This window comes from Bacillus sp. T-10(2022) (assembly GCF_056502895.1).
In genome coordinates this window covers 5518357-5533578 of the sequence record NZ_CP113518.1, presented here as the reverse complement: position 1 = coordinate 5533578, position 15222 = coordinate 5518357, and the positions used below count along the sequence as shown (strand labels likewise).

13 protein-coding genes are annotated in these 15222 nt (G+C 39.8%); 12 read left to right on the top strand and 1 reads right to left on the bottom strand.

The window, feature by feature from the left end; all coding sequences use genetic code 11:
- The first annotated feature begins 179 nt into the window (after nucleotides 1-179).
- The 10 genes from OSJ91_RS27395 (at nucleotide 180) to OSJ91_RS27350 (ending at nucleotide 11015) form a co-directional block, all read left to right on the top strand.
- A complete protein-coding gene (locus OSJ91_RS27395) occupies nucleotides 180-1868 on the top strand; it encodes a right-handed parallel beta-helix repeat-containing protein (RefSeq protein ID WP_485890785.1) in 1689 nt (562 codons plus the stop codon).
- Between the two features lie 174 nt (nucleotides 1869-2042).
- Entirely contained in the window at nucleotides 2043-3215 is a 1173-nt protein-coding gene (locus OSJ91_RS27390) for a glycosyltransferase family 4 protein (protein WP_485890784.1), read from the top strand.
- 94 nt (nucleotides 3216-3309) lie between these two features.
- Nucleotides 3310-4434 (top strand): DegT/DnrJ/EryC1/StrS family aminotransferase, encoded by a 1125-nt coding sequence (locus tag OSJ91_RS27385; protein ID WP_485890783.1) that lies wholly within the window; start codon nucleotides 3310-3312, stop codon nucleotides 4432-4434.
- The gene (locus OSJ91_RS27380) at nucleotides 4424-5401 is read left to right on the top strand and encodes a Gfo/Idh/MocA family protein (RefSeq protein ID WP_485890782.1); all 978 of its coding nucleotides are present in this window, start codon (nucleotides 4424-4426) and stop codon (nucleotides 5399-5401) included. Before OSJ91_RS27385 ends, OSJ91_RS27380 begins: the two co-directional genes overlap by 11 nt.
- Nucleotides 5398-6027, top strand: coding sequence for a PIG-L deacetylase family protein (locus OSJ91_RS27375; protein WP_413020069.1), 630 nt, complete (start codon nucleotides 5398-5400; stop codon nucleotides 6025-6027). The genes OSJ91_RS27380 and OSJ91_RS27375 overlap by 4 nt, the downstream gene beginning before the upstream one ends.
- Nucleotides 6028-6759: a WbqC family protein gene (locus OSJ91_RS27370; RefSeq protein WP_350300757.1), complete on the top strand. Its 732-nt coding sequence runs from the start codon at nucleotides 6028-6030 to the stop codon at nucleotides 6757-6759.
- 34 nt (nucleotides 6760-6793) lie between these two features.
- A complete protein-coding gene (locus OSJ91_RS27365) occupies nucleotides 6794-8062 on the top strand; it encodes an oligosaccharide flippase family protein (RefSeq protein WP_485890781.1) in 1269 nt (422 codons plus the stop codon).
- A gap of 4 nt (nucleotides 8063-8066) precedes the next feature.
- Nucleotides 8067-9350: a hypothetical protein gene (locus OSJ91_RS27360; protein WP_350300755.1), complete on the top strand. Its 1284-nt coding sequence runs from the start codon at nucleotides 8067-8069 to the stop codon at nucleotides 9348-9350.
- A complete protein-coding gene (locus tag OSJ91_RS27355) occupies nucleotides 9347-10468 on the top strand; it encodes a glycosyltransferase family protein (RefSeq protein WP_485890780.1) in 1122 nt (373 codons plus the stop codon). The genes OSJ91_RS27360 and OSJ91_RS27355 overlap by 4 nt, the downstream gene beginning before the upstream one ends.
- A gap of 10 nt (nucleotides 10469-10478) precedes the next feature.
- Nucleotides 10479-11015 (top strand): serine O-acetyltransferase, encoded by a 537-nt coding sequence (locus OSJ91_RS27350; protein ID WP_350300753.1) that lies wholly within the window; start codon nucleotides 10479-10481, stop codon nucleotides 11013-11015.
- An 84-nt stretch (nucleotides 11016-11099) separates the two neighbouring features.
- Here the strand turns inward: OSJ91_RS27350 and OSJ91_RS27345 are convergent, their stop codons facing one another.
- On the bottom strand, nucleotides 11100-12392 hold the full coding sequence (locus tag OSJ91_RS27345; RefSeq protein ID WP_485890779.1) for an NCS2 family permease: 1293 nt from the start codon (nucleotides 12390-12392) through the stop codon (nucleotides 11100-11102).
- Nucleotides 12393-12687: 295 nt separating this feature from the next.
- On the opposite strand from OSJ91_RS27345, the gene OSJ91_RS27340 reads away from it, so the two are divergent.
- Both OSJ91_RS27340 and OSJ91_RS27335 read left to right on the top strand, forming a co-directional pair.
- Nucleotides 12688-14289, top strand: coding sequence for a DEAD/DEAH box helicase (locus tag OSJ91_RS27340; RefSeq protein ID WP_485890778.1), 1602 nt, complete (start codon nucleotides 12688-12690; stop codon nucleotides 14287-14289).
- Between the two features lie 15 nt (nucleotides 14290-14304).
- Nucleotides 14305-15213: a phosphotransferase gene (locus OSJ91_RS27335; RefSeq protein WP_485890777.1), complete on the top strand. Its 909-nt coding sequence runs from the start codon at nucleotides 14305-14307 to the stop codon at nucleotides 15211-15213.
- Nucleotides 15214-15222: the final 9 nt, after the last annotated feature.

Sequence of the window (15222 nt, the reverse complement as noted above, 5' to 3'; positions counted from 1 at the left end):
CTACTGTCCCAAGATTAACACAAGATATGTTGATTTTGAGAAATGCAAATCTCACTTCCCTTGTAAAATTAGATATGCACCCCTTCCTTTCCAGGCCGACTATGGTGTCTTTGTCACCCAGCCCCTGAAGTATGTAAAACAACTGCCGAAAAATGAATAAGAGACATGGGAGTTTTCAGATGAAATATCTATATAAAATTACAGGAATATTTACCGTGTTACTCATGACGTTCTTCTCCCTTCAGTCAACTGCCGTCGGGGCAAACGAGGTCTGCAATCCCACAACGGGTACCGCGATTCAGTTATTGGACAATAAAGGGGAGTTAAAACAAACGCTGTCACTAGACGCGAACCATTCCGCCACATCGATCCGGAAAATCCTTAACAATGCCATTACAAAGGTTTCAGCCTATCCGCAAGATGTATCGAATGGGAAAAGGGGAACGGTCCGTTTGTCAAAAGGCCAGTTTACGGCGAGTGCGTTTATTGCAATGAAAGAAGGGGTCACTTTAGAAGGGACGGTGGAGAACGAAAGAACCGTCACGACAATGTGTACCCAGCCCTCAAGCGATTCTGTCACCATTAAAATCATGGTGAGCCATACTGGTGTCAAAAACCTGATACTAGAAGGAAAGCGACGGACGGAAGACCCCAAAACTGGGAAACCGAGAAATTATTTTGAAGCAAGGAACAGGGGCATCGAGGTTACTGCAATCGATCAATCCAAATCCACGTCGGATTTGGTGTCTGTCTATTCGGCTGTAAATGATTTGCACAGGCTTCAAAATATCCTGATCGAAGATGTTCAAATCACCGGGTATGAAGGATATGGCATTTACTTAGAACATGTGAATGGAGTCATGATTAAAGGGTCTGATTCAAGAAAAAGAAACAAAATGATCATAAAGGATATTGGATATGCAGGCATCGGCGGTTATTCTGCGAGTAACGTGACTGTAAGGCATGCGACAGTGATAAATCTTGGACCCGGGGAGACGGTGGGCAATACCAAACAAAGCTATGGCATCGCCTTTAGTCACCGGAAAGACAGTGCCGGAGATGCAATAACTCAATCAAAGTTCCCGCGAAGTGACACAATCGCAGTCGATGGGAATGTGGTGGCGAACAACCCAGGATGGGAAGGAATTGACACCCATTCAGGCCAAAATGTTTCCTTCACGAATAATGTCATCTTAAACACGCGTTTTCCAATCATTGTCGGCGGAATGGATTACAAGGGAGGAGCTATCTCAGCTTACCCACCCGGCAATATTACGATTGAGGGGAATAGAATCAATTCTTTTAATGATTATGCGTATTACGATATAGATAAAAATGCAACAGTCAGCGAACGGGGCATTACAGTCAACGGAACGCAATACCATGATCTTACTGAAACAAAGATGGGCTTCCTGCAAAAGGTCGTGATTAAAGGCAATTATGTGAATGATGTCCGGGCTAATGTCGAGGAATGGGGAGGCATCAGTATTCATGTGACCAAAAATGCCCTTATTGAAAGCAATATCATTGAAAATAGCCTCAACAATGGGATTGCGATGCTTAGCTCCAACAAGTTCACCAAAATCAAAGGAAACATCATAAACCAAATTCATAAATCCGATGAAAAGTTTATTTCAGCGGGCATTGGTATCAGAGGATCGCATAATAACGGCAGCCCTACAAATGATTATGCCTTCACCTCTTTGAACATGAAAAATAACGGTATTGAAAGGGATAACATATTTACCGAAGTTGGGCCTGAAATCCATGTACAAGACAAAACGGTTTATAACCGCCTGGATGACTGGATTGCCATTACGGCCTTCCTTGACTGGAACAAACCTAATGTGATGAAAAAGCAGGAGTAAGGAATGGCTGTATAAGATGCTAGTGGGTTTCAAAGTTAAAACGCCCCATTCTAAAAAAGGGACAAGCCTCACCTATATTAAGTGTTACATTTGTTTTCTGGGGTGAATGCAATAGGGAAAGCATTACTCTGTAAGTCAAATTGAATCACAGTGGGTAAAAGAGGAAGTGAAAAAGTGAAGATTCTTTATTTGCATCAATATTTCAATACCGATAAAGGCAGTACCCGATCTTATGAAATAGCTAAATTTTTAGTCTCTAAAAATAATAAAGTCACCATCATCACCGGAAATTCCATAGATTCGCGTGAGGGAATAAAAATCATATCAACCAAAACTAAATATAAACAAGAATATAGTTACCTGAAAAGATTATTATCGTTTATTCATTATATGTATAAGAGTTTTTTCATTGGGGTGAAGGAGAAGGAGGTAGAGGTAGTTTATGCTTCCTCGACCCCTTTGACAATTGGATTGATAGGTATGCTCCTTGCTAAGGTAAAGCGCAGCGAATTTGTGTTTGAAGTAAGGGATTTATGGCCAGATATACCTATTGAGCTGGGAATCATCAGACATGAATGGTTAAAGAGAATTTTATTGAAGCTAGAAAGCATTATTTATTCTTCGGCTGATAAAATCATCGTGCTTTCGCCTGGGATGAAGGAAGATTTATTGAAAAAAGGAGTTAAACGGGAAAAAATTGCTACGGTTACTAACTTTGCGGATATAAACTATTTTTCTCGAATTCGTTCCGAAGATAAAGAAGAAGCATTGGATAAATTAGGTTTAAAAGCGAAGTTTATCTGTTTATATGCAGGCACATTAGGATTTATCAATAATATCGATTATATTTTACAGCTTGCCGAAAAGACGGATGACCCCGATATTGTCTACCTAATTGTAGGGGATGGAAAGGAAAAAGAACGCTTAATTCAAGTGAAAGAGAGCAAAAAATTAAACAACGTCATTTTCTTGGATCAGGTATCTAAAAAAGAAGCGTACTTATTGATGGCCGTATCTCATATGGGTCTGTGTTTTGTACGTGATTATGAAATATTGGATAGGAATAGTCAAAATAAACTTTTTGATTTTTGGGCAGCCGGAAAACCAACATTAATAAACTATAAAGGCTGGCAGCATGAGGTCATGACAAAATATGATGCAGGTCACGGTTTTGAATATAGTGAAGAATCAAAGATGATAGAGTATGTAAAATCAATGAAAAGTGACAAACAAATGTATCTGAAAATCCAAGAAAATATAAAACGTTTAACCCTGAATTATGAGAAAACCAAATTGATTTCAAAACTGGAGAGAACACTGTCGGAATTGATTGTTAATGATCATTGAATAATCAAGTTCCTCTTGAACAATGGTGAATATTTGTCTGCATCTCACTTAACGTCTAATGAAAGATCTAATTTTGGAAAAAGGATGGAGTTCCATGGAGACTATCGTAAATACAAAGCCAGTGATAACAGGTTGGGTAAAACGGGAATACCTTAAGAACATTGAGCGCATTTTGGATTCTGGCAGGCTAATTTTAGGTGAGTATACCCGAAAATTTGAAGAAAGCGTCAGACAATACAGTGATTCTAAGTATGCTGTCGCACTTTCCAGTGCCACGGCTGCCATTGAAATTATTTTAAAATATCTAGATGTTGAAGACAAAGAAGTGATCATGCCAAGCAATACGTTCATTTCTCCAGTATATGCGGTGAAAAATGCGAAAGGAAGAGTCGTTCTTTGTGACATTAATTTAGAGGATTTCAATTTGGATTTAAATAGCCTGAAGAACGCCGTGACTCCTAAAACGAAAGTTGTCTTAATTACGTATATTGCCGGAAAGATCCCTGATAACATCTTTGAGATTAAAGAGTTTTGTGATGAGAATGATCTTTATCTAATCGAAGATGCTTCACATGCTTTTGGTGCCACTATAAATGGATATAAAGCCGGTACAATTGGATTTGCTGGGGTTTTTTCAATGTACCCCACTAAAATTGTTACAAGTGCAACAGGGGGTGTCATTACTTCGGACGATATAGATTTAATCAAATACTGTGAGTTGTTAAGGCACCATGGGAATGAAAATGGTGCAGTCAACCAAGTATTATCCGGTGACATGCTTCTCAGTGAATTTAATGCATTGCTTGGTTATCTGCAAGTTCAGGAAGCTTATGGGATGATCCAGGTCAGGCAGGAAATCTTCAGTTTCTATAAGGAGACTTTGAAGGATATTTTTCATGAACACGGTCTTTACTTCCAAGCTTCATCTGACCACAATATATCAACATTTTATAAAATTATCGTCATGTCTAAAAGCAAAGAGCAATGCGAGAAATTTAAAAAGCATTTAAAAGAGTGTCATATAAGCACCGGGCATTGTTATGGGGTCCCATTGCATTTACAGCCCACATTATTGGAGGAATATCCCCTGGCATCTCTCCCGAATGCCGATAGATTTCGTGAATCTCATTTCACGTTGCCATGTCACTTGGATTTGTCTGATGAGGATTTGAATTACATTGCAGCTAAATGTAAACAGGTAGTGGAACATGGCGATTAAAAATAGGATTGGAGTGGTGGGCTCAGGTTCAATAAGCTGTGCCATGATTGATGCCATTAATGAAAGTTCAAATGGAGAGGTAATGGGAATTTGGGGGAGAAGATTTCATTTTGCCAAGAAGCTTGCAAAAGAAAAAGGAGTGTCTAAAGTTTATGGATCCCTGAATGAAGTGTTTGAAGATGATGAGCTGGATACTGTTTATATAGCCACTCCAAATGCTTCCCATTATGAACAAGCGTTAGCAGCCATTGAGCATGGAAAGAACGTTATTGTGGAGAAAACGGCATTCATGACAGCCGATCAGGCCAATCGAGTATTCGATGCTGCAGAAAAACAAAATGTTTTTGTGTTCGAGGCAGTAAGATCCATTTATGAACCCAACTTTCAAATTTTAAAGAACGCTATTAAAAAGGTAGGAAAAATCCATGGGGCAACCCTAAAGTACCAAAACTATTCCAAGCAGTACTCGGCTTTATTAAAAGGAGAAACAGCTCCACTTTTCGATGAAAATCATGGTGGCGGCACATTAAGAACAATTGGAATTTATCCTATTTATGCGGCCATTCAATTATTTGGTGTTCCCGTTAAAAGTTTTTATTTTAAACAACTGATCGTAAAAAACATTGATTTAGGCGGCACGTGCATTTTTGAATATGAAGATTTTAAAATAACGATGTTGATTTCAAAAATTAACTTAACGAATGATTCAATATCGGAAATTTACGGAGAGAATGGAACCTTGCGTTTTCACTCGTTATACGATATTCGCACAATAAGTTACCGCAGTATCATTAATGACATTGAAGAAACGATAAGTGAACCTATCAGTGATAATAGTTTGCTTTATGAAATCACTGAATTTTCAGAATGGATTTTAATGAAAAATGTAACGGCCTACATGGAACAAAAGAACATTGCGCTTAAAGCGATATCTATCATTGAACAAGCTTTAAATGGAGGAACATGATGAAAAAAATATTGCTAGTAACAGCACACCCAGATGATGCGGAAATTAGTATGGGCGGTACCATTCGTAAGCTGTTGAACCAAGGACATTACATTATCAACATCATATTTTCCATCCCTTCGAATATCGAGGTCAGGAAACAAGAGGCAATAGAGTCATCAAAGAATTTCGGATATGAGGTACAGTTTTCTAAGTACTGTGAGGGTAATAACGTTGAGGATATCCCTCTTCATAAATTAATAAAAGAGCTCGACGATATCATCGAAAAGATGGATCCGGACGAAGTCTACACACATTGGATGAATGACAGTCATCAAGATCATCAAAAGTTATCAAAGGTGGTAAGAAGCTGTTTCAGGAAAAAACAATTCACCATATATGAATTCGAACAAATCAACCAAAATAATAACATCGCTGCCAATCAATTTCACCCGAATATCTATAGTGATATTACAGAGTTCATGGAAGATAAAAAACGTATGATTACCATGTTCCAATCACAGCTAACCGGTTATATGGGGCATTATTTAGTGAATGCGGAGCATATCGGCAGTTGGAGGGGTTCCCAAGTGAATTGCAAATACGCGGAGACATTCCTATTAATTTTTTCAAAAGAGGTTTTGTAGGTGGAAAAAAAGAAGATAGTCACAATTCACCAGCCCAATTTCTTGCCTTGGATTGGTTTGATTCATAAGGTTTTTCAATCGGACGTTTTTATATATTTGACCGATGTGAAATACTCTTCAAGTAATTTTCAAAATAAAACATATATTCTAGGTGCTGATGGAAAAGAGTCAAGGCTAACTGTACCGCTTCAAAAAAAGCCTGAAATGCTGCATGAAAAATTAATCAGTTATCATTCCCCAAATCAAAAATGGAAAAGGAATCATTTGAAGCAAATATCGGAAGTTTATAAAAAAACTCGGCACTTTCAAGATTTTTTCCCGCTGTTGGAAGAAGCATATCAAAAAGAACACGCTTTGTTAGTCGATTTAAATATTCATTTATTTGAATTGATTTTAAAGTATTTAAACTATGAAGGAGAAACACATCTTTCCAATGATTTTAACACTTCCTTTGGAAAAACAGAGAGATTAGTCAGCTTAATTAAGCAAACCGAAGGTACATGCTACTTAAGCGGGAAAAGCGGAAAGGATTACTTGGAAGAAGAATTGTTTCATAAAGAAGGAATTGAAGTCGTTTATCAAAAGTTCATACATCCCGTGTATTATGTGAAAAATGAAAAAGAATGTGTAAAAAATTTATCGATTCTAGACTGGATCATGCACGATCCGGCGGATCAAATAAAAGAAACGTTAACGAAAGATAAATTAGGCAAATCAGAACAATGTAAATGAGTATATCAAATAGAGATGTGGCGTGGTTGAAAATATGAAAATAAAAAATGAATTTATAAATAAAATCCTTTTATTATTAACAGGGAATTCACTTGCACAGCTTATTCTATTCGCAAGTTCTCCCATACTGACAAGAATATATACACCAGAAGATTTTGGGGTGTTTTCAACCTATACGTCACTATTGGCCATTCTCATATCATTTTCATCTCTTTGTTTAGAAAAGGCGATTCCTCTAGAAAAAAACCATAGTAATATGGTTCACTTGATGTACATTAGCATGTTTACGATTGCCGTCGTTTGTATCCTGAATATAGGTTTGGGCTTCCTTAATCTATCATTATTTCGATTATACGGTATAGAAGCTTCGATTATGAATGACCTTTTGCTTTCAATTGGCCTGTTTTTTGCTGGAATCTATCAAGTGATGAGCTACTGGATGTTAAAAGAAGATAAGTTTAAAGGACTAACTCATTCTAAACTGCTTCAATCGATTAGCAATGTAACAAGTCAGTTCTCACTTATTTCCATTAATCATGTGACTCCAGGAATTGGTTTAATAGCGGGTGATATGATAGGACGGGGAATAACCCTTGTGTACATTTGGCGATATTACTTAAAGCGAATGCATTGGCCAAAAGTGAACTATAGGAGAATCGGTTATTTGCTTAAAAAATATGAGAAATTCGCTAAATACTCCACATGGTCAACCCTCTTAAGTTCCTTATCTCTGCAAATCATTTTTTTGTTATTGATGCGTCTATACGGACCTGACGTGACAGGGCATTTTTCCATGGCTTCAAAAACGATAGGTCTGCCCATTACGATGGTGGGAGCGAGTATTTCGACAGTATTCTATGCCGAAGTGGCAAAAAGCATTTCAAATGAACCAGGAAGAGTTTTACATTTGTATAAGAGCATTATTACTAAAACGGCCATGTTAGGTGTGCCGTTAATGGCAATTTTGGCATGGATAGCACCCGGTGTCTTCAGCTTTGTTTTTGGAGAAGAGTGGCGTGTTTCCGGTGAATATGTGACATTGATGTCATTTATGTTTATAAGTCAAGTGATTGTCATGCCGGTTTCTCAAATATTGTATTTAGCCAAAAAACAACGGACTCAACTCTTATGGGATGTTTCAAGGCTGTTACTGTCATCGATTGGAGTACTGGTCATTTTCATTTCAGGGGGTTCAGCTAAAGCAGCCATTTTATACTTTAGCATTTGTATGGGGGCCAGCTACTACTTTTTTGCTCTCCTTGGCTATAGGGCGATACATTCCATAGATCGAGAGGATATCTAAAAAAATGAAGCTGATTCAACTGGGTCTGGTAGGAATATACGTCTGGTTACTGGATATATCCTACGTTTACTTTATTTCCCCTGAATATGCTTATATGGGGTATATATATCGGCAACATCCAAGTGCAGTCATGATAGTGATTTCCATGTTTTTTATTATATTGCCAGTCATATTCATAAAAAAGGAACTGGATAAGCCGTCGGAACTCGTTTTCTGGATTTTGTATTTTATTGTCTATATACCGGTAGTATGGGTTCCGAACTATTTATTTACGCTGCAGCCTGATTTTATATATACGAATGTTCTTTTGTTTTTTTGTTTACTTATCATTGGAAATGTAAATAGATTGCCAGCCATGAAGTTTACACCTCCTAATGTTAATCTCGGTCTATTAAAAATCATTTTTGTAATAACATTATTGATTTTTTTTCTTTACATCTTCAAAGTTTCGGGGGGAATTAGTCTAAAGCCTCCTATAAATTCTGAGGATATCTATGATAAGCGAATGACCTTTCGAACAAAACTAACCCCTCTTGCAGGCTATATTATACAGTGGCTTGCAAAAGTATGTAATCCATTGGTCGTGACCATTGGATTATGCAAAAAAAAATATACCTATGTGGTTATCGGACTAGGGCTGCAATACCTTTTGTACACCGTCAATGGCTTGAAATCCACTCTTTTATCGACTGGATTATTAATCATTGTATTCATTGCTTTTCGGAAGAAGGGAAGGGATTTTTCCATACTTTTTTGTATAAGTCTTTGCTCGCTGTTAGGCATCAGCATTTTTCTGGATTTTATCCTTGATCAGGCATATTTTTCTAATTTGTTTGCCAGAAGGATGATCATCACACCGGGCTTGCTGACAAGCTATTATGTAGACTTCTTTTCAACTCATCCAAAAGCCTTGCTATCGTATAATATTTTAGAAAAATTCATAGATCCTGTTTATGACAAGAGTCCGCCATACATTATCGGTACAGAGTACTTTGGCCGACCAGAAATGGCAGCCAATGCCAATATGTTCGCCGATGCTTTTGCTAATTTCGGTTATATTGGATTCTTGGTTTATACAGTGATCTTAGCAGCGATATTATGGTTTTATGATAGCCTTACGCAAAATGAAAAGTGGCAAGGTGTCGGCATAATCCTGTTTGTTGTACCTGCATGGTGTTTAGCGGATACTGCGCTTACCACAACGTTTGTGACAGGCGGGATGTTTTTTACTTTCGTTATCATGTATTTATTGTTAGGGTCAGATTTACAAAAGGGAGATAACAGATGAAGTTATTTTATAATATTAGTTCGGTGCACCCATGGAATGATACGAGGATTTATTTTCGGCAAGCCTTTTCTTTTGGAGAAACGGGAATGTACAAGGTGAAGCATATAGCGATTGAAAATAACTTGATCCCTGAAAATATCCCTGCCAATATCGAAGTTGAACTGTTGACTAAGAAATCCAGGAAAGGGCGAATGTTGAATTGGATTGCTCTTTACCGCAAGATCAATAAAGATAAACCTGATGTGATTCAGTTTCATGATCCGGAGCTGCTGATTTTAATGAACATCATAAGAAGGATTCCCCGTTATCATCCAGTCATTGTTTATGACATGCATGAAAATGTACCAAAGGTCCTTATGAGAAAAAAAATCCCCGGAATTGCATTGAGAATGTATCGTCATTTGGAGAAACGATTGCTAAGGGCATGCAGCGGGGTCGTGTTTGCAGAAATGACGTATAAAGAGGATTATCGATTCTTAACTTGTCCAACAACAGATGTTTACAATTACCCAAAAATTCCTGAAATGAAAGAAAACAAAGGAAAAGAAGATGTTTTCACCTTTATCTACCTTGGAAGCATCTCTGATATACGTGGCGGGGAAACCATGCTGCTTCTTGCAAAAAGATTAGTAGAATTAAAGAAAGTGTTTCATATGAAAATAATTGGAACGGGCAGGGAAGGATACATCGGAAAATTGAAAACATTCATCCTGGACAACGGCTTGGAAGATTATATCAGTCTAGAGGGTGTAATGGCCTTTGATAAAGCATTCGAGTCTATCCAGAAAGCACATGCAGGCATGGCATTTTTAGTTCCTGATCCTAATTTCATGGGTGGTAAAACAACAAAGTGTTTTGAATATATGGCCGCTGGCATTCCATTTATGGTCTCTGATTTTCTTATTCAAGATGTACTGGATAAATGGTGCTGTGGAGTGTCGGCCGATGTAGCAAACATGGATGATATGGTTCAAAAAGCGGTTTATTTACTGGAATCCCCTGAGGAAGCCGCGAACATGGGGGAACGAGGAAAAGCTGCATATAGACAAGAATATAATTGGGAGAATGAAGAGGAAAAACTACTATCTCTGTTTGATGAATTAAATTCATGCTCCTAGGAGGTTTGGTATGGGATTATTTAAATGGATAAATAAATTGGCGTTTATTAGTAACTGGGGGAGACTGGGCGGAATCCACGGAATAATCGTCATGTTTGTTTACCGGATAGGCAATATAATTTACTATAAAGTGAACGTTCCAATCTTAAAACAAGTATTATGGATTTTGTACCGCATGATTGATTTGTTAATTATAAGACTCTTCATGAACTGTGAATTTCCTGCGCAATCTCAAATAGGAAAAAATTTGCATCTCCCACATGGAGCTAAAGGCATTATAATCAATCCGTTTACTAAAATAGGGGATCATGTTACAATATTGCACCAAGTAACGTTCGGGCAAAGTAAAGAAAGCAGAAAAGCTCCTGAGGTTTGTGATTATGCATATATTGGAGTGGGCGCTAAAATATTGGGCGGCATCCGAATTGGCAATAATTCGAAAGTGGGAGCAAATGCTGTTGTTTTGACATCCGTTCCCGATAATTGCACGGCAGTTGGAGTGCCAAGTGTGATTAAAGGTAAGCAGAAAGAAAACGTTATAAAATAATTGCACGTAAACAAATAAAGGAGTGTTCAATTAGCCTAATTGAACACTCCTTTTTATTATCCCATGGTGCCCTTCATGAGATGATCAAGCCAGGAAAATCAGTTGATAAAGAAATAGAGCAGCAAACATGTACACGAACGGATGCACTTCACGGAATTTGCCTCTTGCCATTTTTAAAATGGGGTAGGCGATGAATCCGAGTGCTATCCCGTTGGCGATGCTTGATGTTAAAGGCATGGCGACAATGACCAAAAAGGCTGGGAATGATTCATCAAAGTGTGTCCAGTCAATTTCATTAATGCTCTTAATCATCATGCTTCCCACGATGATCAAGCTAGGTGCCGTGATTGCCGCTACATTTGAGACAGCTCCTATCAGCGGGCTGAAGAAGGCGGTTATTAAGAATAGGATGGCCACTACCAAAGCGGTTAAACCTGTCTTGCCCCCCGCTCCTACACCAGCTGATGATTCAACCGAGGCAGCGGTCGGGCTTGTACCGAACACTGCGCCGACAGTAGTGCCGACGGAATCTGCAAAGAAGGCACTGCCGGATTTTTCAAGCTTATTCTCCTTCAGCAAACCAGCTTGACGGACAATGCCTAATAAAGCACCGGTCGTATCGAATAGCATTACAAGTAAAATGGAGAAGACGACGCCATAAAGCCCATAGTTAATGACATCGGCGATAGATGTCATTGGATTGGCGACTATTATTCCTTCAGGTAAGGAAGGGGTGGAAACCAGGCCGTTAATTTGCAATTGGCCTGTAAAAAAAGCGATTATGGCTGTCACGATCATTCCGATGAATATCGCTCCCTGTACATTCCGAACGATCAGCACGATCGTTATGACCAGACCAACCAATGTAAGTGCCACACTTGGATCCCTGAAGCTTCCAAGGGTCACCAGGTTGGATTCATGCTGTGTTACGACACCTGACAAACGAAGTCCGATGAAGGTGATGAAAAGCCCGATTCCGGCACTGATTGCATGCTTCAAGTTATTTGGTATGGCCTCGATCAATTTTGAGCGGAAAGAGGTTAGGGATAAAAGGATAAAGATGATGCCCGTAACAAAGACTGCAGAGAAAGCAACTGTGTATGAGATATCATGGGTTCCCAATACCGAGTATGCAAAGTAAGCATTCAATCCCATTGCCGGTGCTATGACAATTGGGTAATTGGCTAAAAGGGCCATGCATAGGGTACCGACTATTATTGCGATTATGGTTGCTGTGAATGCCTGGTCGAATGGAACACCGGCATCAGAAAGGATCATGGGGTTTACAACGATGATATAAGCCAGTGTTAAAAAGGTTGTAAGCCCCGCAAGTACTTCCGTCTTAATATTTGAATTCCGTTCTTTTAATTTAAACATGCGGTCACTCCTTTTTTCTATACAAAAAATCCTTGCATAAATCTACAAGGAGGAGATGCTTACCCTTTTTCAAGTAAGTAGCTCGATGATAATAAATCTTATAAATTATATTAGAAAAATAAATAAAGTACAATAGCATGAAAAATTTTAAGGTACAGGTTTTCTCGAAAATAGATAATGATATACTAACAAATAGCTTAGACTAAGGATAATGACATGAAGTGAACGAAGCTGTTACCATTATAGTGGATTTATCAGTCAATTAAATGAAGAAATTCAGAAAGTAGGCCCATACATGACAGAATTCATCGACCTTGGCGTCAGCCCGGCGATTAATAAGATATTAAAGCAAATAGGAATATCCGCCCCTACCCCGATTCAGGAGAAATCGATACCAGATATCCTTGCTGGAAGGGATGTCATCGCGAAGGCGCAGACGGGAACGGGGAAGACTTTGGCCTTTTTGCTGCCAATCCTGGAAAAAGTCGATCCCGCCGCATCCCACATACAATCATTGATCGTCACGCCAACGAGGGAATTGGCTTTGCAAATCACTGCTGAATTGAAAAAATTCGCTGATGAAATCGAAGGACTTCAAGTGCTTGCAGTTTATGGCGGACAGGATGTCGAGCAGCAAATGAAAAAGCTGACAAGAAACATCTCCGTGGTGGTCGCCACGCCAGGAAGGTTATTAGATCATTTACGAAGAGGCACCATCGATCTCTCACAAACTGGAACACTTGTGCTTGATGAAGCTGATCAAATGCTTCATATTGGGTTTTTACCAGAAGTGGAAGAGATCATGGGACAGCTTCCAGAGGAGCGCCAAACGCTGCTCTTTTCAGCGACGATGCCTGAACAGGTGCATCAATTGGCAAAACGCTACATGACTAAACCATTAACTGCCGCTGTGAAGGCTGAGCAAGTAACGGTCGAGAAAATCAGGCAGCTTGTCATCGAGACGACCGATCGTGCCAAACAGTCTTCATTAATCAACATGATCAAAGAAGAACAGCCATACCTTGCGATCATATTTTGCCGTACAAAACGGCGTGTTTCGGTTTTGAATGATGCCCTGAAGGCAGCTGGATTCAATTCGGAAGAGCTTCATGGTGACCTTTCACAAGCAAAGCGGGAACGTGTGATGAAAAACTTCAGAGACGCCAAGCTTCAATATTTAGTGGCAACGGACGTTGCTGCACGAGGGCTCGATGTAGAAGGCGTGACCCATGTGTTTAATTATGATGTTCCCGAGGATGCAGAAAGTTACATCCACCGAATTGGCCGGACTGGCCGAGCGGGTGAGAACGGCTTGGCTGTAACCTTCATAGCAACGAAGGATCTTCAGCTATTAAGCGATATTGAAAAAGGGATCTCCATGAAAATCGAAAGAAGGACGATTGAAGGAGTGAAAATGTTCCAACCAGATGAGGTGAGGCAAAAAAGGAAGCGTCATGAAGATTCTTCTGATGAGGGTACCCGCCGACCGCGTTCGGGAGGTGGAAGGAAACATCGGGAAAGGATAGATACGAGAGGACCGAATCGAGGCAGTCATCGTTCTGTAAACCAAGCGGACAATCGTGAAGTCGAGAGGGAGAAACCACGTGGAGGCCGGATGGAAAACGGTCGTGGACCTATTCGTGACGATTCACGGGGAAGCCGTTCGGAAAACGGCCGTGGACCTATTCGTGATGATTCACGGGGAGGCCGTTCGGAAAACGGCCGCGGACCAAGGCGAGAGAATCCGCGGGGTGGCCGCTCGGAAGAAAGCCGTGGGCCAAAGCGTGACAATCCACGAGGAGATCAAAGAGACAGCCGAAGATCTCCTAGTGCACAAGGTCCAAGTAATCGTAGGGGTGGATCTGGCAGCTTTTCTAATAGAGGGAGAAACCGGTAAAAGGGGGAGACGGGAGTGGAAAAGCCTTGGTTGGCAGAATATCCAGTTTCGCTGGAGCTGGCAGGGAAATTGATCATGCTGCAGTTTCCGGAAATTGAGTTGAAAGAGATCAAGCAACTTGGGGAGGGTTTCGATAACACGGTGATACAAATCAATGGGCAATTTGTATTCCGTTTCCCCCGCCGCCCTATTGCAGTTACGTTGATTCAGGTGGAAAGTCAGCTTTTGCCATCCATTGCAGGCACTTTGCCGCTTGCTATCCCTGAACCGATCTTTTTTGGGAAACCAAGTACCCTGTATCCTTATCCTTTTACCGGTTATAAAATGGTAAAAGGACACTTGCCTGAAGAAGAATCAGAGGCAAGTAAGGTCGAATCGGCAAAAAGGTTTGCCCGTTTTTTGAAGGTTCTTCACAGTTTTCCTGCGGAAAGGGCTATGCGTTTGGGTGTGCAGCCTGATGGGATGATGAGGCTTGATGTATCCTATCGAAAGAAATCACTTATGGAAAATGTCTCAAATCTATTAAAGCTAGGATACTTTGAACAGGCACAGGCGGTTAAGGATTTTGTTGAAGCCTTAGGCGATTTGGATGTTCAGTATCCGATTTCACTCGTTCACGGAGACATTCATATCCGGAATGTTTTACTTGATGACGAAGGCGTTCTCGCAGGTATCATTGATTGGGGAGATGTTCATATCGGGAATCCAGCCATTGATTTCTCCTTTTTATACAGTTATTTCCCAAAAGAGGCGCGCAGAGCTTTTTTCGAAATCTATGGTGAAATCGAAAAGGAAACAGAGAGCTTAGCCCGGTTCAGAGCCATATATATGCTTGTTACATTACTCGTTTATGGCATAGACCGCCACGATGAAGAGCTGATTGCCATTACGAGTACCGGTTTGAAATTTGCTATGGAAGAATAATCGTCATTC

What these genes read in the sequence shown, in the direction of transcription:
- OSJ91_RS27350 (WP_350300753.1), top strand. Translation starts at nt 10,479, where the DNA reads ATGGGATTATTTAAATGGATAAATAAATTGGCGTTTATTAGTAACTGG.
- OSJ91_RS27375 (WP_413020069.1), top strand. Translation starts at nt 5,398, where the DNA reads ATGATGAAAAAAATATTGCTAGTAACAGCACACCCAGATGATGCGGAA.
- OSJ91_RS27365 (WP_485890781.1), top strand. Translation starts at nt 6,794, where the DNA reads ATGAAAATAAAAAATGAATTTATAAATAAAATCCTTTTATTATTAACA.
- OSJ91_RS27360 (WP_350300755.1), top strand. Translation starts at nt 8,067, where the DNA reads ATGAAGCTGATTCAACTGGGTCTGGTAGGAATATACGTCTGGTTACTG.
- OSJ91_RS27355 (WP_485890780.1), top strand. Translation starts at nt 9,347, where the DNA reads ATGAAGTTATTTTATAATATTAGTTCGGTGCACCCATGGAATGATACG.
- OSJ91_RS27345 (WP_485890779.1), bottom strand. Translation starts at nt 12,392, where the DNA reads ATGTTTAAATTAAAAGAACGGAATTCAAATATTAAGACGGAAGTACTT.
- OSJ91_RS27395 (WP_485890785.1), top strand. Translation starts at nt 180, where the DNA reads ATGAAATATCTATATAAAATTACAGGAATATTTACCGTGTTACTCATG.
- OSJ91_RS27385 (WP_485890783.1), top strand. Translation starts at nt 3,310, where the DNA reads ATGGAGACTATCGTAAATACAAAGCCAGTGATAACAGGTTGGGTAAAA.
- OSJ91_RS27340 (WP_485890778.1), top strand. Translation starts at nt 12,688, where the DNA reads ATGACAGAATTCATCGACCTTGGCGTCAGCCCGGCGATTAATAAGATA.
- OSJ91_RS27380 (WP_485890782.1), top strand. Translation starts at nt 4,424, where the DNA reads ATGGCGATTAAAAATAGGATTGGAGTGGTGGGCTCAGGTTCAATAAGC.